22 protein-coding genes and 2 pseudogenes are annotated in these 22412 nt (G+C 71.8%); 10 read left to right on the top strand and 14 right to left on the bottom strand.

Features of this window, described 5'->3' with window-relative positions; genetic code table 11:
- The first annotated feature begins 94 nt into the window (after nucleotides 1–94).
- From SSQG_RS31435 to SSQG_RS31425, 3 genes are read left to right on the top strand one after another with little or no spacing between them, the layout of a single operon-like run.
- Complete coding sequence (locus SSQG_RS31435) at nucleotides 95–1591, top strand: IucA/IucC family protein (protein WP_039934045.1); 1497 nt, start codon at nucleotides 95–97, stop codon at nucleotides 1589–1591.
- 44 nt (nucleotides 1592–1635) lie between these two features.
- The gene (locus tag SSQG_RS31430; RefSeq protein ID WP_039934043.1) at nucleotides 1636–2910 is read left to right on the top strand and encodes a vWA domain-containing protein; all 1275 of its coding nucleotides are present in this window, start codon (nucleotides 1636–1638) and stop codon (nucleotides 2908–2910) included.
- Nucleotides 2910–3701, top strand: a complete 792-nt coding sequence (locus SSQG_RS31425; protein ID WP_039934041.1) for a hypothetical protein — start codon at nucleotides 2910–2912, stop codon at nucleotides 3699–3701. The genes SSQG_RS31430 and SSQG_RS31425 overlap by 1 nt, the downstream gene beginning before the upstream one ends.
- Before the next feature lie 50 nt (nucleotides 3702–3751).
- Here SSQG_RS31425 and SSQG_RS31420 read toward each other — a convergent pair whose 3' ends face one another.
- Nucleotides 3752–4378 (bottom strand): winged helix-turn-helix transcriptional regulator, encoded by a 627-nt coding sequence (locus SSQG_RS31420; protein WP_039934039.1) that lies wholly within the window; start codon nucleotides 4376–4378, stop codon nucleotides 3752–3754.
- Nucleotides 4379–4464: 86 nt separating this feature from the next.
- Here SSQG_RS31420 and SSQG_RS31415 point away from each other — a divergent pair, with 86 nt between their 5' ends.
- The 3 genes from SSQG_RS31415 (at nucleotide 4465) to SSQG_RS31405 (ending at nucleotide 6895) form a co-directional block, all read left to right on the top strand.
- Complete coding sequence (locus tag SSQG_RS31415) at nucleotides 4465–5673, top strand: pyridoxal phosphate-dependent aminotransferase (RefSeq protein ID WP_003993980.1); 1209 nt, start codon at nucleotides 4465–4467, stop codon at nucleotides 5671–5673.
- Between the two features lie 73 nt (nucleotides 5674–5746).
- Nucleotides 5747–6376: a hypothetical protein gene (locus tag SSQG_RS31410; RefSeq protein WP_039934037.1), complete on the top strand. Its 630-nt coding sequence runs from the start codon at nucleotides 5747–5749 to the stop codon at nucleotides 6374–6376.
- A 96-nt stretch (nucleotides 6377–6472) separates the two neighbouring features.
- Nucleotides 6473–6895, top strand: coding sequence for an acyl-CoA thioesterase (locus SSQG_RS31405; RefSeq protein WP_003993978.1), 423 nt, complete (start codon nucleotides 6473–6475; stop codon nucleotides 6893–6895).
- 19 nt (nucleotides 6896–6914) lie between these two features.
- On the opposite strand, the gene SSQG_RS31400 is transcribed toward SSQG_RS31405, so the two are convergent.
- The 12 genes from SSQG_RS31400 to SSQG_RS31345 form a co-directional block, all read right to left on the bottom strand.
- Entirely contained in the window at nucleotides 6915–8303 is a 1389-nt protein-coding gene (locus tag SSQG_RS31400; RefSeq protein WP_003993977.1) for a nucleobase:cation symporter-2 family protein, read from the bottom strand.
- 266 nt (nucleotides 8304–8569) lie between these two features.
- Nucleotides 8570–9949 carry an 8-oxoguanine deaminase gene (locus SSQG_RS31395; RefSeq protein ID WP_003993976.1) on the bottom strand — a complete coding sequence of 460 codons (1380 nt, stop codon included), beginning with the start codon at nucleotides 9947–9949 and terminating at the stop codon, nucleotides 8570–8572.
- 118 nt (nucleotides 9950–10067) lie between these two features.
- Entirely contained in the window at nucleotides 10068–10964 is an 897-nt protein-coding gene (pucL, locus tag SSQG_RS31390; RefSeq protein ID WP_003993975.1) for a factor-independent urate hydroxylase, read from the bottom strand.
- Nucleotides 10965–10966: 2 nt separating this feature from the next.
- Nucleotides 10967–11371: a hydroxyisourate hydrolase gene (gene uraH, locus SSQG_RS31385; RefSeq protein WP_003993974.1), complete on the bottom strand. Its 405-nt coding sequence runs from the start codon at nucleotides 11369–11371 to the stop codon at nucleotides 10967–10969.
- Nucleotides 11368–11883 (bottom strand): 2-oxo-4-hydroxy-4-carboxy-5-ureidoimidazoline decarboxylase, encoded by a 516-nt coding sequence (gene uraD / locus SSQG_RS31380; RefSeq protein ID WP_039934034.1) that lies wholly within the window; start codon nucleotides 11881–11883, stop codon nucleotides 11368–11370. The genes uraH and uraD overlap by 4 nt, the downstream gene beginning before the upstream one ends.
- A 145-nt stretch (nucleotides 11884–12028) precedes the next feature.
- Entirely contained in the window at nucleotides 12029–12397 is a 369-nt protein-coding gene (locus tag SSQG_RS31375; RefSeq protein ID WP_003993972.1) for a helix-turn-helix domain-containing protein, read from the bottom strand.
- Entirely contained in the window at nucleotides 12394–12645 is a 252-nt protein-coding gene (locus tag SSQG_RS31370) for a hypothetical protein (RefSeq protein ID WP_003993971.1), read from the bottom strand. The genes SSQG_RS31375 and SSQG_RS31370 overlap by 4 nt, the downstream gene beginning before the upstream one ends.
- 98 nt (nucleotides 12646–12743) lie before the next feature.
- Entirely contained in the window at nucleotides 12744–13742 is a 999-nt protein-coding gene (locus tag SSQG_RS31365) for a DMT family transporter (RefSeq protein WP_063749174.1), read from the bottom strand.
- A 53-nt stretch (nucleotides 13743–13795) separates the two neighbouring features.
- Nucleotides 13796–15265, bottom strand: coding sequence for a pyridoxal phosphate-dependent decarboxylase family protein (locus SSQG_RS31360; protein ID WP_003993969.1), 1470 nt, complete (start codon nucleotides 15263–15265; stop codon nucleotides 13796–13798).
- A gap of 49 nt (nucleotides 15266–15314) precedes the next feature.
- Nucleotides 15315–17108 carry an NAD(P)/FAD-dependent oxidoreductase gene (locus SSQG_RS31355; protein WP_003993968.1) on the bottom strand — a complete coding sequence of 598 codons (1794 nt, stop codon included), beginning with the start codon at nucleotides 17106–17108 and terminating at the stop codon, nucleotides 15315–15317.
- A 45-nt stretch (nucleotides 17109–17153) separates the two neighbouring features.
- Entirely contained in the window at nucleotides 17154–17849 is a 696-nt protein-coding gene (locus SSQG_RS31350) for a GNAT family N-acetyltransferase (RefSeq protein ID WP_003993967.1), read from the bottom strand.
- Entirely contained in the window at nucleotides 17849–18580 is a 732-nt protein-coding gene (locus SSQG_RS31345) for a gamma-glutamyl-gamma-aminobutyrate hydrolase family protein (protein ID WP_003993966.1), read from the bottom strand. Before SSQG_RS31345 ends, SSQG_RS31350 begins: the two co-directional genes overlap by 1 nt.
- 314 nt (nucleotides 18581–18894) lie before the next feature.
- On the opposite strand from SSQG_RS31345, the gene SSQG_RS31340 reads away from it, so the two are divergent.
- The 4 genes and pseudogenes from SSQG_RS31340 (at nucleotide 18895) to SSQG_RS39910 (ending at nucleotide 22126) form a co-directional block, all read left to right on the top strand.
- Nucleotides 18895–19716: a TIM barrel protein gene (locus SSQG_RS31340; RefSeq protein WP_003993965.1), complete on the top strand. Its 822-nt coding sequence runs from the start codon at nucleotides 18895–18897 to the stop codon at nucleotides 19714–19716.
- A gap of 25 nt (nucleotides 19717–19741) precedes the next feature.
- Nucleotides 19742–20636 (top strand): annotated as a pseudogene (locus SSQG_RS31335) (2-hydroxy-3-oxopropionate reductase).
- A gap of 485 nt (nucleotides 20637–21121) precedes the next feature.
- Nucleotides 21122–21358 carry a hypothetical protein gene (locus tag SSQG_RS31330; RefSeq protein ID WP_003993963.1) on the top strand — a complete coding sequence of 79 codons (237 nt, stop codon included), beginning with the start codon at nucleotides 21122–21124 and terminating at the stop codon, nucleotides 21356–21358.
- A gap of 162 nt (nucleotides 21359–21520) precedes the next feature.
- Nucleotides 21521–22126, top strand: coding sequence for a hypothetical protein (locus tag SSQG_RS39910; protein ID WP_003993962.1), 606 nt, complete (start codon nucleotides 21521–21523; stop codon nucleotides 22124–22126).
- 28 nt (nucleotides 22127–22154) lie between these two features.
- On the opposite strand, the pseudogene SSQG_RS31320 reads toward SSQG_RS39910, so the two are convergent.
- A pseudogene (locus SSQG_RS31320) lies at nucleotides 22155–22412 on the bottom strand (glyoxylate carboligase); the annotation flags it as partial.

Below are 22412 nucleotides of genomic sequence, written 5' to 3'. Positions count from 1 at the left end.
CTTCCGGATCTCCGGACTTCCGGGCGGAGATGATCATTATGTGTGACGTCGCCACCCCGTCGTGACGCCTTATTCGTACCCGAGGAGCCCGCCCGTGCACCGTTCCCCCACCGCCGAGGCCGAGGTCGCCGACGAGCTGGCCGTCGTACGGCCCGGTCTCGTGCCACGGTACGAGGCAGAACTGCCCGGTGCCCGGGCGGCCGTGCTCTCCCGGTTGTGGCGCGGTCTCGCCCACGATCCGCTGCCCTGGGTCGTCCGCGGGGAGCGGAGCGGGGACGGCCTGACCCTGCGGCTGTCCGACGGCCGGCGGCTGCACGGCCCCCGGCCGGACCCGTACGCGACCGGCGCGTACGTCTGCGTCGTACGGCTCGACGAGGCGGAGTACGACGATCCGGCCCGGCTGGTGACGGACCTCGCCGTTCCGCACTCCGCGTCCTTCGCCGCCGAACTCGGGCACAGTGTGGCCTCGTTGGCGCTGTCGAGGGCGGCACAGGAGGGGCGCGGGCCGGACGCGTGGCCGGAGAGCGACTGGGCGTGGGAGCAGCGGATCGTCGACGGGCACCCGTTCCACCCCACCTGCCGCTCCCGGCCCGGTTTCTCGGTGGCCGAGCAACTCGCCTACGGGCCCGAGCACCGGCCGGTCGTGGAGCTCGGGCTGGTGCCGGTGCGGGCGGAGGAGTGCCTGGTGACCGGCGTGTGGCCGCGGGAGCTGCGGGACGGGGAGCGTGTGGTGCTGCCGGTGCATCCCTGGCAGGCGGCGCACGTGCTGAAGCGGGGGTGCGAGGAGTGGCGCGCCGCCCATCCGCTGATGTCCCTGCGGACCCTCGCCCTGCCCGGCGGGCCGCACGTCAAGACCTCGCTCAGCGCCCGGCTGACGTCGTCGGTGCGGGACATCTCGCTGCCCTCGGTCGCCGCGTCCGCGATGCTGTCCGGCTTCGCCGAGACTCCGGCGGCGCGCACGGACGGCCTGCTGCACATCACCCGGACGCTGGGCGCGGCGGCGGCCGGCTCCCCCGACTTCGCGGCCGTGCTGCGGGAGTCGCCGCAGACGTACGCGACGGGCGGCGAGCGGGTCCTGCCGGTGGCGGCGCTCGCCACCACCGGACTCCCCCGCTCCCCCGGGTGGCTGGCCCGCTTCGCGCGGCTCGCCCTCGGCGTCGGCCTGCGGCTGCTGGAGCTGGGCGTGGCGCTGGAGGCGCACGGCCAGAACCTCCTGGTGATCCTCTCGCCGGCCGGTGATCCACTGCGGCTGGTCTACCGGGACCTGGCCGACATCCGGGTGAGCCCGGCGCGCCTCGCCCGGCACGGCATCACGGTGCCGGACCTGCCCGCCCGCATGGTCACGGACGACGAACGCGCGCTCCGGCGCAAGCTGTTCGGTTCGCTCGTGGCGGGCGCGCTGGCGGGCACGGCCGGATCGGGGGCGGCGCTCGCGGAGGCGCTGGAGACGGCCCTGCGGGATCTGCCGGACACCCCGGACCTCGCGGCGCTGCGCGCCGACCCGCTGCCCACGAAGGCACTGACGCTGATGCGGCTCTCCCCGCGGACGGCCGGGGACCAGTGGGCGGAGCTTCCCAACCCTCTTGTCTGAGGCTCGTTTTGGAGCAGGCCACCGGGGATCAATAAGATCCGCCGATGATCACAAGAAAACGGCCGGCGGCAGTGGTCTGTGCCCTGCTCGCCGTGTTGACGGCCGGGTTGGCCTTCCCGGCCGGAGCGGCCGCCGGTGAACCCACGGGCCAGGACGCCCCCAAGGTCGACCTCGTCCTCGACGTCAGTGGTTCGATGCGGGCACGGGACATCGACGGACAGTCACGGATGGCCGCCGCGAAGCAGGCGTTCAACGAGGTGCTCGACGCGACGCCCGAGGAGGTCGAGCTCGGCATCCGCACCCTCGGGGCCGACTACCCGGGGGACGACCGGAAGACGGGCTGCAAGGACACCGCGCAGCTCTACCCGGTCGGCCCGCTGGACCGCACCGAGGCCAAGACGGCCGTCGCCACGCTCACCCCGACGGGGTGGACGCCGATCGGCCCGGCGCTGCTGAAGGCGGCCGGCGACCTGGACGGCGGGAACGGCTCCAAGCGCATCGTGCTGATCAGCGACGGCGAGGACACCTGCGCCCCGCTCGACCCGTGCGAGGTGGCCCGCGAGATCGCCGCCAAGGGCATCGGCCTGACCATCGACACCCTGGGCCTGGTGCCGACCGCCAAGCTGAGCAGGCAGCTGAGCTGCATCGCCGAGGCGACCGGCGGCACGTACACGTCCGTCGAGCACCAGGACGAACTGACCGACCGGGTCAACCAGTTGGTGGACCGGGCGGCCGATCCGGTGGTGACGCCGGTGGCCACCGAGGGCGCGACCGAGTGCGCGAAGGCGCCGACGCTGAAGTCCGGCCTGTACACCGACCGGGAGGAGTTCGGGCAGCAGCGCTGGTACCGCGTCGACGTCCTGCCGGGCCAGGAGCTGCGTGCCTCGGTGAGCGTGGCGGCCGACCGGGCGGTGAACCCTGACTACGGGGTGCTGCTGCGGGCCGTCACGGTGCACGGCCGGGAGATCGTGCGCGGTGAGGCGGCGGGCGGCGGCCGGACCGACGTGATCTCGACCGGTCTGCGCTATCCGAAGCCCGAGCGCGAGGACTCCGACAGCGACAAGCCGGCGGCGGAGGCGGTGTGCCTCGCGGTCACCAACTCCTACTCGGCCGCCTCCGGGGTGAAGACCACGCCCGGTCTGCCGCTGGAGCTGACGGTGGACGTGGTGGACGGCCCGTCGCACGCGAGTGACGTGGCCTCCTTCGGTCTGGGGCGCGGCTGGTGGCTGCTGGGCGTGCTGATTCTCACCGGCTTCCTCGCCGGTCTCGTCTGGGGCTGGCTGTCGCGCTGGCGGGTCGCGGTCTGGAGGACCAACTGATGCGAGTGATACGTGTGTTGAGCGCCGCGCTGCTGGCCCTCGGACTTGCGGCGGGTCCGGCCGCGGCCGACTCCTCGCCGAGTCCCTCGCAGGACGCCTCGTCGGCACCCACGCAGGCGGGCACCTCCTTCCGCACGGCGACCGAGATCGAGCAGGGGCAGCGGGCCACGGCGAGCGGCTCCACGGGCGACTACCTGTACTGGTCCTTCCCCGCCGACACCGGACAGCGCCCGACGGTCCGGGCGACGGTGAAGCTGCCGGACACCCATGCCGCGCAGACCTGGCAGATCGACGTGTACGACGGGCTGCGCCGCCGTCAGGCCTGCCAGTACGGGGCGCAGACGCGCACCGCGGCGGCGGACTCGGCCTCGGTGGAGCTGGCCTGTGTGCTGCGCACGGTCCGGGCCTGGTCGGAGCCGTGGGCGAACGACCCGCTGCCGGGCACGTACTACGTCCGGCTGACGGTCACCGGCGTCCCCACCTCCGACCTGGGGCTCCGGGTCGACACCGACATGCGTGTGGAGTCCAGGGACATCGGCGGTTCGGCGGCGGTGGACGGCTCGCTGTCGGAGCCGCTGGTGCCGGGCATCGCGGTGAAGTCCGAGGGTGAGAAGGAGGACCGGGCCGTGCTGTTCGGCCTTGAACCCGAGGACGGCTGGGCGTCCGGCTGGTGGTCGGACCGGTGGGTGTGGACCGCGGTGGGCGGGCTGCTGGCGGCGCTGGCGGGTGTCGCCGGGTACGTGTTGACGCGCGGCGCGGGACGGCCGTCCCGTGTGCCGCCCGCATCCTGACAGTGACCCGGTGACTCGGAAGGCCCGCCCCGTGCGGGCCTTCTTCCTGTTCAGGCCTCCTTCAGCGCCTTGGCGAGGGTGCCCTCGCCGGTCACCTCGATCCGCCCGTCCCGCACGGCCTGTGCCAGGCTCAGCTCCCCCCGGCCGAGGGCCGTGCAGGTGCCGGTGTCCAGGACCAGCCGGGCGTCGGGCTCTGCGGGCGCGGGCCCGTCACCGTAGACGGGCCCGTCCTCGGCGCCGGCGTGCAGATGGAACAGCCCCTCCTCCAGGCGGACTTCGACGAGTCCCTCCCCGTCGAGCAGGCGCAGCAGCGGCAGGGCGAACCAGTGGGCCCGTACCGCGTCCGTGGGGCGCCGCTCCCCGAGTTCCGCCTGCCCCCACGCGCCCAGCGCCTGGAGCACGGGCAGCAACTCCCGTCCCCGAGAAGTGACTTCGTACACGTAGGCCGCGCCGGGCGGGGGCAGCCTGCGGCGGGTCGCGAGGCCGTCGCGCTCCATGTCCTTCAGCCGCGAGGCGAGTACGTCCGTGCTGACGCCGGGCAGATCGGCGTGCAGGTCGGTGTAGCGGCGGGGACCGGCGAGGAGCTCCCGGACGATCAGCAGGGTCCAGCGGTCGCCGACGACGTCGAGGGCGCGGGCGGCGGAACAGTACTGGTCGTAGCTTCGGCGAGGTGGCATGCGACGCAGTCTAGACAAGTTGTTGGACTTTCCAAGCGCGTACTTGGTAAAACCAAGCAACACCAGATTCCGGAGGGGAAGCGCGCATGGAGTTCCGGCAGTCGAGCAAGCTGAGCGAGGTCTGTTACGAGATCCGCGGCCCGGTCATCGAGCATGCCAACGCGCTGGAGGAGGCGGGTCACAGCGTGCTGCGGCTGAACACCGGCAATCCGGCGCTCTTCGGGTTCGAGGCGCCGGAGGAGATCCTCCAGGACATGATCCGGATGCTGCCGCGGGCGCACGGTTACACCGACTCGCGCGGTGTCCTCTCCGCCCGCCGGGCGGTCGCCCAGCGCTACCAGACGCTGGGTCTCGAGGTGGGCGTCGACGACGTCTTCCTCGGCAACGGCGTCTCCGAGCTGGTCTCGATGGCCGTCCAGGCGCTGATCGAGGACGGCGACGAGATCCTGATCCCCGCCCCGGACTTCCCCCTCTGGACGGCGGTCACGACCCTCGCCGGCGGCAAGGCGGTCCACTACCTGTGCGACGAGCAGGCCGACTGGTACCCGGACCTGGACGACATGGCGTCGAAGATCACCGACCGCACGAAGGCGGTCGTGATCATCAACCCCAACAACCCCACCGGCGCGGTCTACCCGAAGGAGATCGTCGAGGGCATCCTCGACCTCGCCCGGCGGCACGGCCTGATGGTGTTCGCCGACGAGATCTACGACCAGATCCTCTACGACGACGCCGTGCACCACTCGGCCGCGGCCCTCGCCCCCGACCTGGTGGTCCTCACCTTCTGCGGCCTGTCGAAGACCTACCGCGTGGCGGGCTTCCGCTCCGGCTGGATGGTGGTCACGGGCCCCAGGCAGCACGCGAAGGACTACCTGGAGGGCCTCACCATGCTGGCCTCCATGCGGCTGTGCGCCAACGCGCCCGCCCAGTACGCCATCCAGGCCGCGCTCGGCGGCCGGCAGTCCATCGGCGAGTTGACCAGGCCGGGCGGGCGGCTGCTGGAGCAGCGGAACGTGGCCTGGGAGAAGCTCAACGAGATCCCCGGCGTGACGTGCGTGAAGCCGAAGGGCGCGCTGTACGCCTTCCCGCGCCTGGATCCCAAGGTGCACAGGATCCACGACGACGAGAAGTTCGTGCTGGACCTGCTGCTGCGGGAGAAGATCCAGGTGGTCCAGGGCACCGGATTCAACTGGCCGGCCCCGGACCACTTCCGCATCCTGACCCTGCCGCACGCCGAGGACCTGGAGGCGGCGATCGGGCGGATCGGACGGTTCCTCGGCGGGTACCGCCAGTAGGCGCCGTTGTCAGTGCCCGGTCGTAGCCTTCCAGCAGGTGGGGCGAGTGCCCCCGGCCGGAGAGGAGCGTGCCGTGACGCGACCGCCGACCGCCGCGCAGCGGCGGGTCATCGACGCCGCCGACCCGGTGACGGGGCGGCTGCGGGGTACGGAGGCGCAGCTGGCGGCGCTGGTGAAGCGGGGGCTCGCCTTCCGGCATCCGAGGCCGCCGCACGACCACTTCCTGACGCCGGAGGGCCATCGGGTGCGGCAGGGCGTCATGGAGGCGCCCGCGCCCGCAGCCGAGGCCCCCGCCGGCGCCGGTGTGTTCGCCGCCCGCGTCGGCGGCGAGGAGGCGGTGCCGGAGACCGGGCCCGCCCGGCGCCGTGAGGTGCACAGCGCCTGGCAGGGGCTGCTGGAGCTGCGCCGGATGACCAACCCGGACGGTGCCGTCGACCGGCCCTGTGGCTGGGAGCGTACGCATCTGGTGCGGGCCGCCGCGCTCGCGCTGGAGGCGGCCGGACACCGCCCGGCCGGGGCGGACGCCTCCGGCTACCGGGTCCGGGAGACCCCGCAGCCGGAGGCGGTCGCGGTGCACGAGCCGGACGGCGAGGCACTGCGGACCTGCGCGGCCACCCTGGAGGCGGCCGGCTGGCAGGTGAGCGAGCACCGCGAGCCGCGCACCGGGACGCGGTATCTCCTGGCTTCTCCGCGCCGGGCGTGATGAACATGCCAAGATCGGTGGACCGTTGCGTGAACGATCGTTGCGCACACGATCGTGTGCGCACACCACGAGAGTCCGGTGCGAGAGGGGAAGCCGATGAGCGAGCCGTTTTCCGTCCCCGTGACCGTCCGCGGTTACGAGACCGACGTGCAGGGTCACCTCAACCAGAGCGTGTACCTGAACTACGCGGAGCACGCCCGCTGGTCGTTGCTGCGGGCGGCGGGGATCACCCAGTCCGCGCTCGTCGGCAGCGGGGTGGGCCCGGTCGCCCTGGAGACGACCATCCGCTACAAACGTGAGCTGCTCGCGGGCGACGAGGTGGAGGTGACCTGCGCCTTCGACTGGGGCGAGGGCAAGACCTTCCGGATCGAGCAGACCGTCCGCAAGGCCGACGGCACGGTGGCGGCCGAGATCACGGCGGTCGGCGGACTGATGGACCTGAAGGCCCGCAAGCTGGTCGCGAACCCCCAGGAGTACTTCGCGAAACTGGCGGCCGATCCGGGCTTCTTCGGGCTGTAGCCACGGACCGGCCCCGGCTTCAGGGCGCGGCCGGGGTCGTGGGCGCGGCCTTGATCTCCTCCCCCGCCTCCATCGGATGGGTCACGTCATGGGCGTCCCGGCCGCTGCTGCCCAGGTGGTTGAAGACCAGGTTCAGCAGGACCGCCGCCACACAGCCCGTCGAGATGCCGGAGTCGAGAACGATCCGGGCCGTCTCGGGGAAGGCGTGGTAGAACTCGGGCGCCGTGATGGGGATGATGCCGACGGCCAGGGAGACGGCCACGATCAGGACGTTGTTGTCCTTCTCCAGACCGGCCCGGACCAGGGTCTGGATGCCGCTGGCCGCGACCGACCCGAACAGCACCACACCCGCGCCGCCGAGCACCGGGCGCGGTACGACGGCGATCAGTGAGGCGGCCATCGGGCACAGGCCCATCAGGACCAGGAAGCCGCCGCCGGCCGCCACCACGTAGCGGCTGCGGATCCTCGTCATCGCGACCAGGCCGATGTTCTGGGCGAAGGCGCTGCACATGAAGCCGTTGAACAGCGGGCTGATCGCCGAGCCGAGGGTGTCGGCGCGCAGGCCCGCCGCGATGGTCTTCTCGTCCGCGGGGCGGTCGACGATCTCGCCCAGCGCCAGCATGTCGGCCGTCGACTCGGTCATCGACACCACCATCACCACGCACAGCGAGAGGATCGCGGCGAGCTGGAACCGCGGTGCGCCGAAGTGGAAGGGGGTGGGGAAGCCGATGACCGCCGCGTCCGCGACCGGGCCGAAGTCCGTGGCGCCGAAGGGAATCGCGATCAGCGTGCCCGCGACCAGCCCGAGCAGTACCGCGATCTGCTTGACGAAGCCGCGGGTGAAGCGGCGCAGCAGCAGGACGAGGACGAGGGTGCCGGCCGCCAGGCCCAGGTTGGTCGCCGAACCGTAGTCGTGTGCCGCCGGGTCGGGGCCCTGCGCCCAGCCGAAGGCGACCGGCAGGAGCGATATCCCGATGAGGGTGATCACGGAGCCGGTGACGACCGGCGGGAAGAAGCGGATCGCCTTGCAGAAGACGGGGGCCGCCAGGAAGCCGAGGAGTCCGGCGACGATGACCGCGCCGAAGATGACGGGCAGCGCGTCGGACTTGTCCTCGGTGGAGGCGACGATCGCGGTCATCGGGGCGACACCGGCGAAGGTGACGCCGTTGACGAACGGCAACCGGGCGCCGATCTTCCAGACACCGAGCGTCTGGAGGATGGTGGCGAGGCCCGCGGTGAAGAGGCAGGCGCCGGTGAGGAAGGTCAGGTCGGTGGCGGTCAGGCCGATGGCCGCGCCGACGATCAGGGGTGGGGCGACGACGCCCGCGTACATGGCGGCCACGTGCTGGAGGCCGGTCGTCGCCATCTTGAGCGCGGGGAGTTTCTCGTCAACGGGGTGGTCGGCCACAGCGGCTTCCCTCCGGTCGGTTACACGGCCGCGTCACAGGGCTGCCGTGGGTGTCAGGGAGGTGGTGCGGGTGGTCATGGGGGTACCTCCCCGCTCGAGCGAAGCCGAGAGCTTGGGGGAGGGACCGGACATGCGAGGACGGAGGGGGGTGACCGTTCCGGGGCGCGCGCGTCCACGCGCACCCCGGGAACGGCCGCCGTGGACCCCGCTCGGGGCCACGGCCACCGGCCGGGAGCCGTCCCTCCCGTCCGGAGTCATCCGGGTGTTCAGCCCTGGGCGGCGATCCGCGCCAGGCGCTGGGCCTCGTCCCGCGTGGCGCGGGCGATGGCGTCCTCGTCGGCCGTGAGCAGCCGCCCGTCCTCGACGATCTGCCGGCCGTTCACGAAGGAGGCGGTGACCGGGGCCGCCGCGCCGAAGACCAGGGCGGTCACCGGGTCGGCGATGGAGGCGTGGGCGAGCGTGTCCAGCTTCCACAGGACGAGGTCGGCGAGCTTGCCGGGTTCCAGGGAGCCGGTCTCGCTCGCCCGGCCGAGGACCTGGGCGCCGCCGTACGTCCCGAGCCGCAGCGCCTGCCGGGCGTTCAGCGCCCGTTCCCGGTGCGCGCCGAGGCGGTTGATGAGCAGGGCGTTGCGCAGTTCGGTGTGGAGTTCGCCGGACTCGTTCGACGCGGTGCCGTCGACGCCGAGGCCGACCGGGACGCCGGCCGCGAGCATGTCGGGGACGCGGGCGATACCGGCCGCGAGGCGGGCGTTGGAGGAGGGGCAGTGCGCGACGCCGGTCCCGCTGCGGGCGAAGGCGGCGATGTCGGAGTCGTTCATGTGGACGCAGTGCGCCATCCACACGTCCTCGCCGAGCCAGCCGGTGGACTCGAAGTAGTCGGTCGGGCCCATGCCGAACAACTCGTGGCAGAACTTCTCCTCCTCCACGGTCTCCGAGCCGTGGGTGTGCAGCCGGACGCCGAGCCGGCGGGCCAGTTGGGCGCCGTCCCGGAGCAGTTCGGTGGAGACGGAGAAGGGCGAGCAGGGTGCGACGGCGACCTGGGTCATGGCGTCGAAGGAGGAGTCGTGGTGCTCCCGGACGGTCTCCTCGGTGGCCGCCAGCGCACCGTCCAGGGTCTCGACGGCGAAGTCCGGGGGCAGGCCGCCGTCCTTCTCGCTGCGGTCCATGGAGCCGCGGGCCAGGGTGAAGCGGACGCCCATGTCACGGGCGGCGCCGATGATCGCGCCGGACAGGTCGCCGGAGCCGTGCGGGAAGACGTAGTGGTGGTCCATGGCGGTGGTGACGCCGCCGCGGGCCATCATCGCGAGCGAGCCCTGGGCGGCCGCGCGCACCATCGGCTCGTCGATGCGCGCCCAGACCGGGTACAGCGCGACCAGCCAGTCGAAGAGGTTGTGGTCCGTGGCCAGGCCCCGGGTGATCCACTGGTAGAAGTGGTGGTGCGTGTTGATCAGGCCGGGCGTCACGAGGTGGCCGGAGGCGTCGATCCGGCGTACGACGTTCTCCAGGTCCTCCGGGGCTCTGCCCGCGCCGAGGGACTCGATGCGGTGGCCGGCGAGGACGACGTGCCCGGAGGCGTACTCGGTGTCGTTCGCGTCGACGGTCGCGATCGCGCAGTTCTCGATGACGATGCGCCGGTCTGCTGCCATGGTTCGTCCCTTTTCACGAAGTGTGCTGCATTGGCGAGGGCACGGCAGGACCCTGGAGATTTGAGTGCCGTGGCCGGGACAAGGGTTCCCCGGCCACGGGTGCCGAAAGAGGGAGACCTCAGAGGTTGGTGAGGTCCACCGGGATCCTCGCCTCGCAGCCGTCCCTGAGGATCGTCGCCTCGATCAGGCCGTAGGGGCGGTCGGCGGCGAAGTAGACCTCGTTGTCGTTCTTGAGCCCGAACGGCTCCAGGTCGACCAGGAAGTGGTGCTTGTTCGGGAGGGAGAAGCGGACCTCGTCGATCTCGCCGCGGTTGTCGATGATCCGCGCGCCCATCTGGTACAGCGTCTGCTGGAGCGAGAGGGAGTACGTCTCGGCGAAGGCCTGGAGCATGTGCTGCCTGACCTGGCCGTAGGACGTCTCCCAGTCGGGCATGGGCTGCTCGTCGTCGCTCCAGTTGAACCGCCAGCGGCCGGAGACCTCGGTGGCCAGGATGCGGTCGTGGGCCTCCTTCAGCGTCGTGTACGTGTCCTTGACGTAGCCCCAGAACTCGGAGTCGGTCGAGTTCATCACGACGAGGTCCTTGAGGCCGGAGACGACCTCCCACGACGTGCCGTCGTAGGTGATCTGGGTCAGCCGGACCTCCTGGCCCTTGCGGACGAAGGAGTGCTCGGCCTCGCCGGACACCGCGATCCGGTCCCAGGCGTACTCCTCGACGCGTATGCGTGCCGTCCTGATCGGCTCCTGGCTCGTCACGAAGTGGCGGGCGAGGTGGATGCCGAACTGCTCGGCGGACTCGATGCCGTGCTCCTTGGCGAACGCGTACACCGTGTTCTTGGTGGTGTCGGTCGGCAGGACGTTGGCGTTCGAGCCGGAGTAGTGGACCTCGTCCATGTCGCCGCTCAGCGACACGGAGACGTTCAGGTCCTTGATGTGATGGGTGGCGCCGTCCCGCGTGATCTTGACGACTCGGTTCTCGGCCTTGCCGTACTGGTTCTGTCCCAGAAAGGTGGGCATAGCTAGCTCCCTCGGTAAACGGAGTAGCCGAACGGGTTGAGCAGCAGCGGTACGTGGTAGTGCTCGCCCGGCACGACGGCGAACGTGATCGCCACCTCCGGGAAGAACGCACCGGCACCGCTGTCCCGATTCGCGGGGGCGTCCTGCTGCGCATCGGCTTGCTTCTTCGCGGATTTCTCGAAGTACGGCTCCACCGCGAAGTCGAGCCGTACGTGGGTGGTTCCCTCCGGCAGGGCCGGCAGGTCCTTGCACCGGCCGTCCGCGTCGGTCGCGGAGCCGCCGAGCGCCTGCCACGCGGCGTCGCGGCCGGCACGGGCCGCGAGCTCGACGGCGACGCCCGCGGCGGGACGGCCGATGCTGGTGTCCAGGATGTGCGTGGACACCGAGGCGGTGGTGCTGGTGCTCATGGTCGGGCTTCCTCCGCGACGAGTCGGGCCAGTCGGATGCGGTTGATCTTGCCCAGCTCGGTGCGGACGATCTCCCGCTCCCGCTCCGGCGTGTTGCCGATCCGCTCCCGGACCGCGTCGCGCATCTGCTCGCCGGTCAGGCCGGTGGCGCAGATCAGGAAGACATGGCCGAACCTCTCCTGGTAGGCGAGGTTCAGCTCCAGCATCTCCGCCTTGAGCGCGTCGGAGGCGCCCGCCATGCCGCGCTGTTCCCGGGCCGAGGTGGGGTCGCCGGGCTTCGGGCGGCCGATGGGCGGGTGTCCGGCCATCGCCTGAGCGAGGTCCTCGGCCGTCAGCTCCGCCATGGCGGCGTCGCTCGCGGTGTACAGGTCCTCGGCCGTGGCGTAGGGGCGGGCGGCCAGCAGCCGCTTCGCCCACGCCGTGGAGGCGCACGCCTCGTGGAGCGCGGTACGGGCCGCGTGCTCCTCGAGGGCGTTGAACCGGGTCAGGCCCGGCGTGGAAGTGGGAGTCACGGGAGCCTCCGTGGCCGGATGCGGCCGTCGTGCTGAACGGGCGTGCCGATAGCTAACGCCCTCCCGCGACAGCACGTCAACAGTTTGTTGAAAATTCGCGGGGAGAAGCCGGGCGGGGCGAGGAGACCGCCGGATGCCGGGCCGGTCAGGCCCCCTTCTCGCGGTTGAGGTAGTTGTAGACGGTGAAGCGGCTGACGCCGAGGGCGCTCGCCACGGTCTCCACCCCGTGCCGTACGGAGAAGGCGCCGCGCGCCTCGAGTATCCGTACGACCTCCTGCTTGGCCTTGCGGTCCAGGTCGGCCAGCGGCAGGCCCTTGCGGCGCTCCATGGCGGCGAGGATGTGGTCGAGGGAGTCGGCGAGCTGCGGCAGCCGTACGGCGACGACCTCGGCTCCCTGCCAGGACAGGACGACGTCGTCCGGGCCGGCCTCGTCCGGCGGGACCAGCTCGCCGCCCATGGCGTCGACCAGGGGCTTGACGGCCGCGATGAACGGCTCGTCGCCCGCGCCGCTCATGCCCCCTCCTCCTCGATCACGTTGACCTGGAGCGAGATCCGCGTGGCGCCCGCCTCCAGGGCCTTGCGGAGCAGGGCGTCGACGGCGGTGAGCACCGTGTCGGCGCCGCCCTCCGCGGTGTTGCCGAACGGGCCGACGTCCACGGCGTCCAGCTCGGCGGCCTCCACGACCTCGCGGGCCACCACCGCGTGCGCGGGTGCCTCGTCGAGGTCGAAGGGCTCCGTGGTGAACTCCACTCTCAATCGCATGCTGCCCCCAAACGCCATCGTGACCTGCGCCCGGATCACCCGCCACGGGGCGCGTCGGGGCGGGCGCACGGACGTGCCGCGTCCGCCACGAGGCGACCCTAGCCGACGCGGGCGCCCCGGCCCTGTCGCTCCTCGGCTTCCCGGGGCAGCCGGCTGCGGTCGAAGACGTAGAAGCTGAAGAACACCCCGCCGATGACCAGCAGGCCTCCCCAGAACTCCTGGGCGGTGGGCATGCGCTGTTCCCACAGCAGATAGAACAACGCCCCGAACACGGCCTCCATTCCGATCACCGGCCCCATGACCGTGGCCGGCAGGCGCCTGGAGGCGATGTTCCAGAACCAGGTGGCGCACCAGGAGCCCAGCACGGCCAGCGCCGCGCACCAGGCCAGGAACGGCAGCAGCGTGCCCGCGTCCGCGAACGGGGAGGTGCCGTCGGCCGAGGCGGCCAGCGGGAGCAGGACGAGCGAGCCGCCGAACGCGCCGATGCCGATGCAGGCGGTCCACACGGCGTTGTCGGGGGCCGGGACCGTACGCCGCAGGATCATCCGGTTGGCGATCACGAAGTACGACCACGCGACGCAGGAGGCGAACCCGAGCGCGGCGCCGAGGAGCCGGTCCTGTCCGTCGCCGGCCGTGCCGAGGGAGGCGGTGCCGCCGTTGACGAGGAACAGTCCGCCGGCGATGACCGCGATGGGCAGCAGGCCGCTGCGCCAGGGGAAGACCTTCTCGACGGCGTTGGAGATCAGCGAGACCATGACGGGGATCAGCCCGGTCATGGCCGAGGCGAGCACACCGCCGCCGACGGACGCGGCCATCGACAGCAGCAGGTAGAAGCCGATGTATCCCACGACGCCGAGGTGCAGCGCCTTCAGCACGTCACGCCCGCCGAGCGCGCGCAGCCGCTCCCACCGCGCGGCCAGGACGACGGCCGACATCAGCCCGAACACCGCGTACCTGCCCAGGACCAGGTAGTAGACGTTCACCGGGTCGACGGCGGCGGGGCCGAGGAAGGTGAAGCCCCACAGGGCCGTCGCGACGAGTGCGGCCGCCAGGCCGACCAGTGCGGGAGCGGAGTGCCGCCGCCCGGCGGGGTCCATGGGTGTCTCCTCTCGTCGGGCTGCTCCGCGGTCCGGCGGCGGTCGGTGCCGGGTCATCGTGACGCTGCGACGAGTTCGTCGCCGAGCTCCACGACCCGGGCGACGAGGAAGTCGAAGTCGGAGTGGACCGTCCGGTGGTTGTTGTTGGCGACCCGGAGCACGAACCTGCCGTCGATCACCGTATGGGACGGCATGGCCTCACCCGCCGTCTGGAGGCGCGACAGGACGTCCCTGTTGACGCGGTTCAGCTCGTCGGGCCCGGCACCGGGCCAGGTGTAGCGGAAGCACACGACGTTGAGATCGCTGCGGGACACGAGCTCCAGCCGGTCCGAGCCGTCGACCAGCTTGGCGAGGTGGGCGCACTGGTCGATGTTGCCCGCGATCGAGGCGGCGTAGGACTCGATGCCGTGCGCCTTGAGGGCGAACCACACCTTCAGCGCCCGGAACCGCCGGGACTGCTCGATGCCCCGGTCGGAGAAGGCGAGGGAGTACGCGGCGGGCCCCTGGGCCGTGCTGCTGATGTAGTCCGCGCTGGAGCTGAAGGTGTTCTCCAGCGCGCCGGAGGCACGGACGAGCACGCAGCTCACGTCGAACGGCATGTACAGCCATTTGTGCAGGTCGAAGACGAGCGAGTCGGCCTCGGCCATCCCCGCCAGCAGGGGCCGGTGGGTCGGCAGCAGCTGGGCGAAGGCCCCGAAGGCGCCGTCGACGTGGAACCAGAGGTCCTCCTCCCGGGCGACGGCGAGGAGTTCTTCGAGGGGGTCGACGGCCCCGGTATTGACCGTGCCGGCGTTTCCGACGAGACAGAGCGGGACGTGTCCGGCCTCGCGGTCCCGGCGGATCGCGGTGCGCAGCGCCTCCGTGTCGATCCTGAAGCCGGTGTCGACCGGGATCTGCCGGAAGTACCGGCCGCCGATCCCGAGCAGTTCTACGGCCTTCTCGATGGAGTGGTGGGTCTGGGTGGAACCGTAGACGGTGAACTGGCGGCCGTCGGCGACGGCGCCCCCGCCGCGGATGTCCTCGGCCCCGGCCGCGGCCTGCCGGGCGGCGGCGAGGGCGACGATCTGCCCCATCGAGGCACCGCTGGTCAGCAGGCCCGACCCGGTGATGGGCCAGTCCATGGCCTCCTTCAGCCACTCCAGCACCTGGTGCTCGACCATCATGGCGGCGTTCTCGCCCGACCCGAGCGTGCAGTTGACGAGGGACGCCAGCAGGTCGGCGTAGGCGGCGACCGGCACGCCGGAGCCGTTCGCCCAGCCCCAGAACCGGGGGTGGATGTTGCCGCGCGGGTACGGCAGGACCGTCGTGCGGAACTCCTCGTAGACGTCCTCCGCCGGGGTGGGGGTCCGGGGCAGGGGGATGTCGAGGCGCGTGCGGATCTCGGCGGGGACCGGCTGCCACACGGGGCGGTCGCGGATGCCCGCGAGGTGGTCGGCCATGTCGTCGACCATGCGCCTGCCCAGCGCCTTGAACTCCTCCCAGTCGGGCGGGTCGAGCGGGACGGACTCTTCGTGCGGGGACACCGTGCCTGCCTCCTGGCGGTATCGGCGGTATCGGCGGTATCGGCGGTGGTCAGGCCGGGTATGCCGCGGGTTCCATCGGTGCGGCGGCGGCCTGGGCCTCGTCCGCCATGAAGGCGGTGAGGCGCTCGGGGTGGTAGAGGGCGTGCATCGGGTGCGGCCGTCCGGTGAGGGAGGCCAGGACGGCCCGGGCGACGGCGGGGGCCTGGGCGAAGCCGCCCGTGTTGTGACCGCCGTTGACGACGAACAGTCCGCCCCGCGCGGTGGGCTCCGTGTGGTGGAGGCCGAGGGAGGTCGCGGTCCAGGGCCGCACGCAGTACTTGAAGTCGTAGTTGTCCGAGGCGCGGGACGAGGCCGAGCGGTGGGCCTGGTCCGGGAAGAGCCGCTCGACGGTGTCCAGGATGCCGAGCCGGACGGCGTCGAGCTGTGCCTCGTCGACGTGGCCGGCCAGCCCGACGTAGCCGTACCCGGAGCCGACGATCAGCGTGGACCGTCCGTCGCCGTCCACCGCGACGGTCACGTTGGCGTCCTCGGTGACGTGCCCGCGGCGGCCGACCTTCAGCGAGCAGGGCAGCCGGGCGCGTTCGTTGCTGAGCCGCATCCAGCCGCCCAGCACGCCCTGGATCCTGCCCTCGCAGGGCGATCCGTCGAGCAGGGCGTGACCGTGGGCGCCGGGCGAGGCGACGACGTGGGCGTCGTCGGGGATCGGGACGGCGCTGTCGAAGCCGGTCACCGTGCCCGAGGTGTCGCGCAGGACCCGCCGCACGGGAGCGTTCCAGTGGAACGTCACGCCGCGCTCTTGGAGGAAGGAGACGAGGCCGTGCGCGAAGCGGTGGACGCCCACGGTGAAGCCGGGCACGAGGAAGCCGCCCGCCAGCGCGCCGGACTCGAAGGCCTGGGCGAGACCCGGGAACCGTGCGGTCAGCTCCGCCGGGGACAGTTCGCGGGCCAGCGCGCCGACGGCGCGGTGCCGGGCGAGTGCGGCCTGGTGATGGGCCGCGTCTCCGTAGAGGCGCAGGATGCCGTCGGTGAGGACGACGCGCTCGAAGAGGCCGGGTAACTCGCGGCGCAGCGCGGTCCACTCGTCGAACGCCTCGGCGGTGAAGGCGAAGATGTCCTGGTTGTAGGCGCGGGCCAGCCAGGACGGCACCCGTTCGAACTCCTCGATCCAGGCCTGCTCCCGTTCGGTGAGCGGTCGGCTGCCGGTGGCGAGCCAGCCCTGCCGGTCGACGGGCCGCCGGAAGTACTGCGGCGGGGTGCCGTGGAGGTCCTGGTTGTTGTAACTGTCCATCTCGGTGAAGGTGACCATGCGGGCGTCGTCACCGGCGTGGGTGCAGCCGTACCGGAGCCAGTGGGCGCCGCCGGGGGCGGGTGACCGGTCGAGGACCGTGACCCGGTGGCCGTCCCGCCACAGGTACAGGGCCGTCACCAGGTTGACGATGCCGGCGCCGATCAGCACCACGTCCCGGCCCTCGGCGCCGGGGCGCGTGGGGAGGGACCGTTGGAGGGCGAACCGTCGTTCGAAGCCGCCGAGGGCCGTGGCGAGCGAGGTGAGCGTGGAGTCGGCCTGCGTGAACTCGGTGACGTCCGCCGGGGCGGACCTGCGGGGAACGCCGGTGACGTAGGAGAGGAACTTGGGGCCGGGCACGGTCGCGGACCAGTGCCTCAGGAAGGAGTCGGCGGGGCGCCTGGACAGGATGAGGCCCCGCGCGCCCCGGGCCGTCACCTGGGTGAGGAGCCGGTCGACGGGGGCCGCGTCGAGGTCCGGGGCGTGGTCGATCGTTCCGTCGCGCAGGACGTCGGATCGGGCCAGGTCGGGGCTGGGGGTGGTGATGATCGTCTTCACGGCACCGTTTTCCGTACGAGGGGTGGGATTGCCACCGGAAATACCTCAGATCCGCTGGCCGGTGAACGGGAGGGGGTGGCGTCTCAGACGAAGGCCGGGCCCGGTCCGGTCGGTGTCGATATCGACACCGACCCAGCCTTCCCGGAATGCCTGGTCCAGTCCTGCCGTGTCGGAAAAGGGGAGACAGCGCTCGGGCGGCGGCTTCGTCGCAGTGGTTTCTTTCACGGGCCAAGCCCCCGGAGTGGGCCGGTAGAACAGAAAGCGAAGTTTTCCGCCGAACTTCCGGACCAGTCGGACGGGACGGAATCCCGCGCGCATCAGCGATCCGACACCTGCGGGATTCTGCGGTGAACTGGTCGCGCAGAGATGCCGGATGTCGAGGCCGGCCACGTCGTCGAGCGCTCTGCCGTTCATGAGCCGGGCGAGTCCGTGGCCCCGCCATTCGGGCAGGACGGCGATGGTGTCCCAGTGCGCGACCCGGCCGTACTCGGCGGGCGGCAGGGGGGTGTCCTTCGCCAGGTTGAAGTCCCGGTCGCGCGGAAAGTAGACCATTCGGTAGGCGACCGTCCCGGTGCCGTGGTTCACGCCGTAGCAGAGCCCGCCGTCGGCGAGGCAGTACGAGACGAACTCGGGCGTGCTGGTCTGGAAGACGTCCGGGTCGGCGAGCGACGCCCGGATGCGTTCCTGGAGGTCCAGGATCAGTCCGAGATCCCGTGGACCGAGTCGGCGGACGTCGAACATCAGCGCCCCCCGAGGGCGTACGAGGGTTCCCCGGCCGCCGCGTGCTCCGCCGCCACCGCCACGAACAGCGAGATCAGCGGGTCGGGCACGTCCGGCCCGGTGGGCAGCTCCGGGTGCCAAAGGACGCCCACCGCCCAACCCGCGCCGACATGCTCGATCGCCTCGGGCAGGTCGTCGTCGGAGCGGGCCGTCACCCGCCACGGACTGTGCGCCGCCGCGGGGCCCAGGCCCTGGTGGTGGTACGAGGTGACGGTGACGGTCCGCCGACCGTACGCCCGGGCGACGGTGCTGCCCTCCGCGAGCGTCACGTCGTGCAGGGAGGTCTCCGTCAGGGAGGTGCGGTGGGCGACGCGGCCGCCGTTGACATCGGGGATGTGGGAGATGAGCGGATTTCCCGTGGCGGCGTACAGGACCTGACAGCCGCGGCAGATACCGAGAACGGGCAGTCCCGCCGCCAGCGCGGCGTGTGCGAGGCGTAATTCGAAGACGTCACGCGTGGGCTGGTACGTATATCCGGGCTGCCGCGCCGTGCCCGTGCAGTGGTCCGGGTCGATATCCTCACCGCCGGTGAGCAGGAGGCCGTCGAGGCCCGAGAGATAGTGCTCGCAGAGTGCCTCGTCGACGCAGGGAACGACCAGGGGAATGCCGCCCGACCGGGCGACGTGTTCGACGTAGCCCCGATGGATCGAATGGCTCTCCAGCCCGGAACGGAATCGCGCAGTAATACCCAACCGCGGTTTCATGTTCAGCCCCCGTCAGCGTATGCAAACAGCCGACACGCTAACTGAAGCAGTTCTTGCCACCATAAGGAGATTTCGAGCCAACAAATTCGGCCCACTCCATGGCCGAAACGGTTTCCCGGAAACGACGGAATTCAGCCACGCACCGCCCGGTACGCGGCGGCGGCCGACCCCACCTCCTCTCCCGCAGGCGTCGGACGGCAGCCGCCGACCCCCTTGACAACCTTCGCGAGCCGACGGCAGTCTTCCGTTGAGCAGAAACTAGATTCCGCGATACGGAATATAAGGAAGGGAGCGCCGCCCCGATGGGATTCGCAGACCAGCGCTTCAACGTCAACCTGTCGATCCTCTTCACGGAACTCCCCCTCCTGGAGCGCCCCGCGGCCGCCGCCGCTGCCGGCTTCTCCGCGGTCGAGCTGTGGTGGCCCTGGATCGACTCACCGGTCCCCGAGCGGTCCGAACTCGACGCCCTGAAGCGGGCGATCGAGGACGCGGGCGTCCGGCTCACCGGCCTGAACTTCTACGCCGGCCGGCTCCCGGGCCCGGATCGCGGCGCCCTGTCGGTCCCCGGCGAGGAGTCGGAGCGGTTCCGCGCCAACGTCGACGTGGCGGCCGGCTTCGCGCAGTCGCTGGGCTGCAAGGCCCTCAACGCCCTCTACGGCAACCGTGTCGAGGGCGTGGATCCGGCCGAGCAGGACGCGCTCGCCCTGGAGAACCTGGTCCTGGCCGCCGGGGCCGCCGACCGGATCGGCGCGATCCTGCTGATCGAGGCGCTGAACGCCCCCGAGTCCCCGCTGTACCCGCTGGTGTCGGCCCCGGCCGCCGTCGACGTCGTCGACAGGGTCAACGATGCGACAGGACTGGACAACGCCCGGTTCCTCATGGACCTGTACCACCTGTCCATGAACGGCGAGGACCTGCCGCTGGTGATCGAGCGGTACGCCGCGAAGACCGGCCATGTGCAGATCGCCGACACCCCGGGGCGAGGCGCGCCGGGCACGGGCTCGCTGCCCCTCGAAGACCTCCTCGACCAGCTGAGGAAGGCGGGTTACGACGGCTGGGTCGGCCTGGAGTACAAGCCGGGCGACCGCCCGAGCGCCCGGGCCTTCGACTGGCTGCCCCGCTGACCCCCGCACCGAAAGGCACACCCTCATGAGCAACGCACTCCCCAAGATCGCCTGGATAGGCCTCGGCATCATGGGCTCCCCCATGTCGGAGAACCTGATCAAGGCGGGTTACGACGTCACCGGCTTCACGCTGGAGCAGGACAAGCTGGACCGCCTGGCCGCCGCCGGCGGCACCGCGGCCCGTTCGATCGCCGAGGCCGTGCGGGACGCCGACGTGATCGTCACGATGGTGCCCGCGTCCCCGCAGGTCGAGGCCATCTCGTACGGCCCCGACGGCATCCTGGAGAACGCGCGGTCCGGCGCGCTGCTGATCGACATGTCGTCGATCACCCCGCAGACCTCCGTCGACCTGTCCAGGGCCGCCGGGGACAAGGGCATCCGGGTGCTCGACGCCCCCGTGTCCGGCGGCGAGGCGGGCGCGATCGAGGCCGTGCTGTCCATCATGGTCGGGGGTGAGCAGGCCGACTTCGACCAGGCGAAGCCGATCTTCGAGGCGCTCGGCAAGACCATCGTGCTGTGCGGTCCGCACGGCTGCGGCCAGACCGTGAAGGCCGCCAACCAGCTGATCGTCGCCGTGAACATCCAGGCGTGCGCCGAGGCGGTGGTCTTCCTGGAGAAGTCCGGCGTGGACCTGAAGGCGGCGCTGGACGTCCTGGGCGGCGGACTGGCCGGCTCGACCGTGCTGACGCGCAAGAAGGACAACTTCCTGAACCGCGACTTCAAGCCGGGCTTCCGGATCGACCTGCACCACAAGGACATGGGCATCGTCACGGACGCCGCCCGCAACGTCGGCGCGTCCCTGCCCGTCGGTGCCGTGGTCGCCCAGCTGGTCGCGAGCCCTGCGCGCGCAGGGCGACGGCGGCCTGGACCACTCGGCGCTGCTGCGAGCCGTGGAGCGGCTCTCCGGCGCCCAGGTCTGACCCCCGCTCATCCCCCGGGGTCCCTCATGCTCCGGGCGGCGCCGCCGCTGACATGTGTCCTGTCGCGCCCAAAGGGGCGGCGCCGCCCGGGCCCACCCGTGCCCACCCCTTCCGCCGGCCCGTCGCGGGCGGCGTGTGGAGGAGGCGGTCACACTCTGGGCGAGGACCGACCCCCCGAACTCCCTGACCGTGTCCGACCGCCCGGGGCGACCCGGATGAGGGGTGGTCGCCCGCGGGCGCGGGCGCGGGCAGGGCATGGACCGCGGCGGCTGCGAGCCAGTGCGGTGGTGAAGGGCGCCGGGCCGGCTTCTCGACCTGAGGGAAGACGTCCCGGACCCGTCGCACCCGCCGCGGTCCCGGTTGTCCCCCCCCCCTTGAAGACCCCGTCCGGCGGCGCGAACGTCCTGTCGCGCCCAGCCTCGCGCCGTCGGACGGCCCAGCCCGTTCAGCGTGCGGAACCGTCCGGTCCGCAGCAGCCTGAAGGCATGGCACATCCAACCGAGCACCCGCACGTCGTGGTCCACGCCCCCGCCCTGGACGGCTCCCGCCGGGTCACCCTGGGCGACGAGCCACTGGGCGTCGCCACACACACGGACGACGTCGCCGAGATCCTGCGGCAGGCCGACCTGTACGTCACCGACGTAGCGGAGAGCGACCTCGTGGAGTGGCAGGGCGGCGGCCCGGACGACTGGCCGGGGCTGTCGGAGCACCACACCGTGTAGGCAGGCCTACGGCACCGGTCGTACGCGCCCTACGGAACCCTCAAATCAACCTCTGAACCCGGCCCCGGGGGCTTCAACTGCCCCCGGGGCCGGGCACATTCTCGACTACACACGGGGCCCGCCGGCACGGGGGCGGCGGGTCCCGGTACGGGGGTTGAAGCCATGGGCGACGGTACGGCGGTCCGGCTGGAGCCGCACGAGATCGCACTGCTGGGGGAAGGTCCGCGGGCCGCCGTCACCGTCGCCGTGGTGGACCTGCATCTGCGCGGCCTGGCCGAGGCCGGCCGGCCCGGGACGGTCCGGGCGGGCGTCGCGGACGCCGTGAGCGCGCGGCGACCCCCGTCTCCGCTGGCCCAGGCGGTGCACGCCCGCCTCCATGAGCCCGCCGGCCTGAGGACGTTGGTGAAGGATCCGGAGGTCCGGCTCGCGGTGGCCCTCATGCGCGTCCCCCTCGCGGAGGCGGGCCTGCTGCGCTATCCGCTGCTCGGCGCGACACGCGCCGCCCGCCGCCACGTTCGGGACCTGCGGCAGCACCACCCGCTGCCGGCGGACAGACGCGGCCTGACGGACGACGAGCGGCTGCTCGCCGTCGCGCTGCACGGCGAGGCGGCGCTGCGGTTGCTGGTGCCGCGCTTCGCCCTGCGGGCGGGTCTGGTCCGTCGTGCCGAGGTGGGCGGCAAGGGCCTTCTCAAGCACTCATCGCGCGGTGCGAACGGAGGCGGTGGGGGCTACTACTCCTGCGGCGGGGGCGGGGGCGGAGGGGACTGAACGTGTCCCTGGACGCCTGAGGGGCTGGGTCCTTCGCCACCTCGACGAACAGTTCCAGCGCGGCCCTGGCGTCGGAGGCGATGCCGTAGTCGGGGGCGAAGATCCTGCCGAGCTGGGTGGGCTCGATGTCGACGTGGACGAAGGTCCGGCCTGCGGTGTAGACGTCGAGTCTGCCGGTGTGGCGGTTGGCCCAGCGGTTGCCGATGCCGAGGACGAAGTCGGATTCCAGGAAGGTCGCGTTGCCGTAGCGGTGCGAGGTCTGGAGGCCGACCATGCCGGCGTTCAG

Source organism: Streptomyces viridochromogenes DSM 40736 (assembly GCF_000158955.1).
Taxonomy (GTDB): Bacteria; Actinomycetota; Actinomycetes; order Streptomycetales; family Streptomycetaceae; genus Streptomyces; species Streptomyces venetus.
The sequence above is the reverse complement of the archived record's forward strand: the minus strand, read 5'-3'. Positions and strand labels throughout refer to the sequence as shown.

Bases quoted from the DNA above. Each gene is read 5' to 3' on its own strand.
- SSQG_RS31430 (WP_039934043.1), top strand. From the start codon at position 1,636: ATGATCACAAGAAAACGGCCGGCGGCAGTGGTCTGTGCCCTGCTCGCC.
- SSQG_RS31425 (WP_039934041.1), top strand. From the start codon at position 2,910: ATGCGAGTGATACGTGTGTTGAGCGCCGCGCTGCTGGCCCTCGGACTT.
- SSQG_RS31420 (WP_039934039.1), bottom strand. From the start codon at position 4,378: ATGCCACCTCGCCGAAGCTACGACCAGTACTGTTCCGCCGCCCGCGCC.
- SSQG_RS31415 (WP_003993980.1), top strand. From the start codon at position 4,465: ATGGAGTTCCGGCAGTCGAGCAAGCTGAGCGAGGTCTGTTACGAGATC.
- SSQG_RS31405 (WP_003993978.1), top strand. From the start codon at position 6,473: ATGAGCGAGCCGTTTTCCGTCCCCGTGACCGTCCGCGGTTACGAGACC.
- SSQG_RS31395 (WP_003993976.1), bottom strand. From the start codon at position 9,949: ATGGCAGCAGACCGGCGCATCGTCATCGAGAACTGCGCGATCGCGACC.
- pucL (WP_003993975.1), bottom strand. From the start codon at position 10,964: ATGCCCACCTTTCTGGGACAGAACCAGTACGGCAAGGCCGAGAACCGA.
- uraH (WP_003993974.1), bottom strand. From the start codon at position 11,371: ATGAGCACCAGCACCACCGCCTCGGTGTCCACGCACATCCTGGACACC.
- SSQG_RS31375 (WP_003993972.1), bottom strand. From the start codon at position 12,397: ATGAGCGGCGCGGGCGACGAGCCGTTCATCGCGGCCGTCAAGCCCCTG.
- SSQG_RS31370 (WP_003993971.1), bottom strand. From the start codon at position 12,645: ATGCGATTGAGAGTGGAGTTCACCACGGAGCCCTTCGACCTCGACGAG.
- SSQG_RS31365 (WP_063749174.1), bottom strand. From the start codon at position 13,742: ATGGACCCCGCCGGGCGGCGGCACTCCGCTCCCGCACTGGTCGGCCTG.
- SSQG_RS31350 (WP_003993967.1), bottom strand. From the start codon at position 17,849: ATGTTCGACGTCCGCCGACTCGGTCCACGGGATCTCGGACTGATCCTG.
- SSQG_RS31340 (WP_003993965.1), top strand. From the start codon at position 18,895: ATGGGATTCGCAGACCAGCGCTTCAACGTCAACCTGTCGATCCTCTTC.
- SSQG_RS31330 (WP_003993963.1), top strand. From the start codon at position 21,122: ATGGCACATCCAACCGAGCACCCGCACGTCGTGGTCCACGCCCCCGCC.
- SSQG_RS39910 (WP_003993962.1), top strand. From the start codon at position 21,521: ATGGGCGACGGTACGGCGGTCCGGCTGGAGCCGCACGAGATCGCACTG.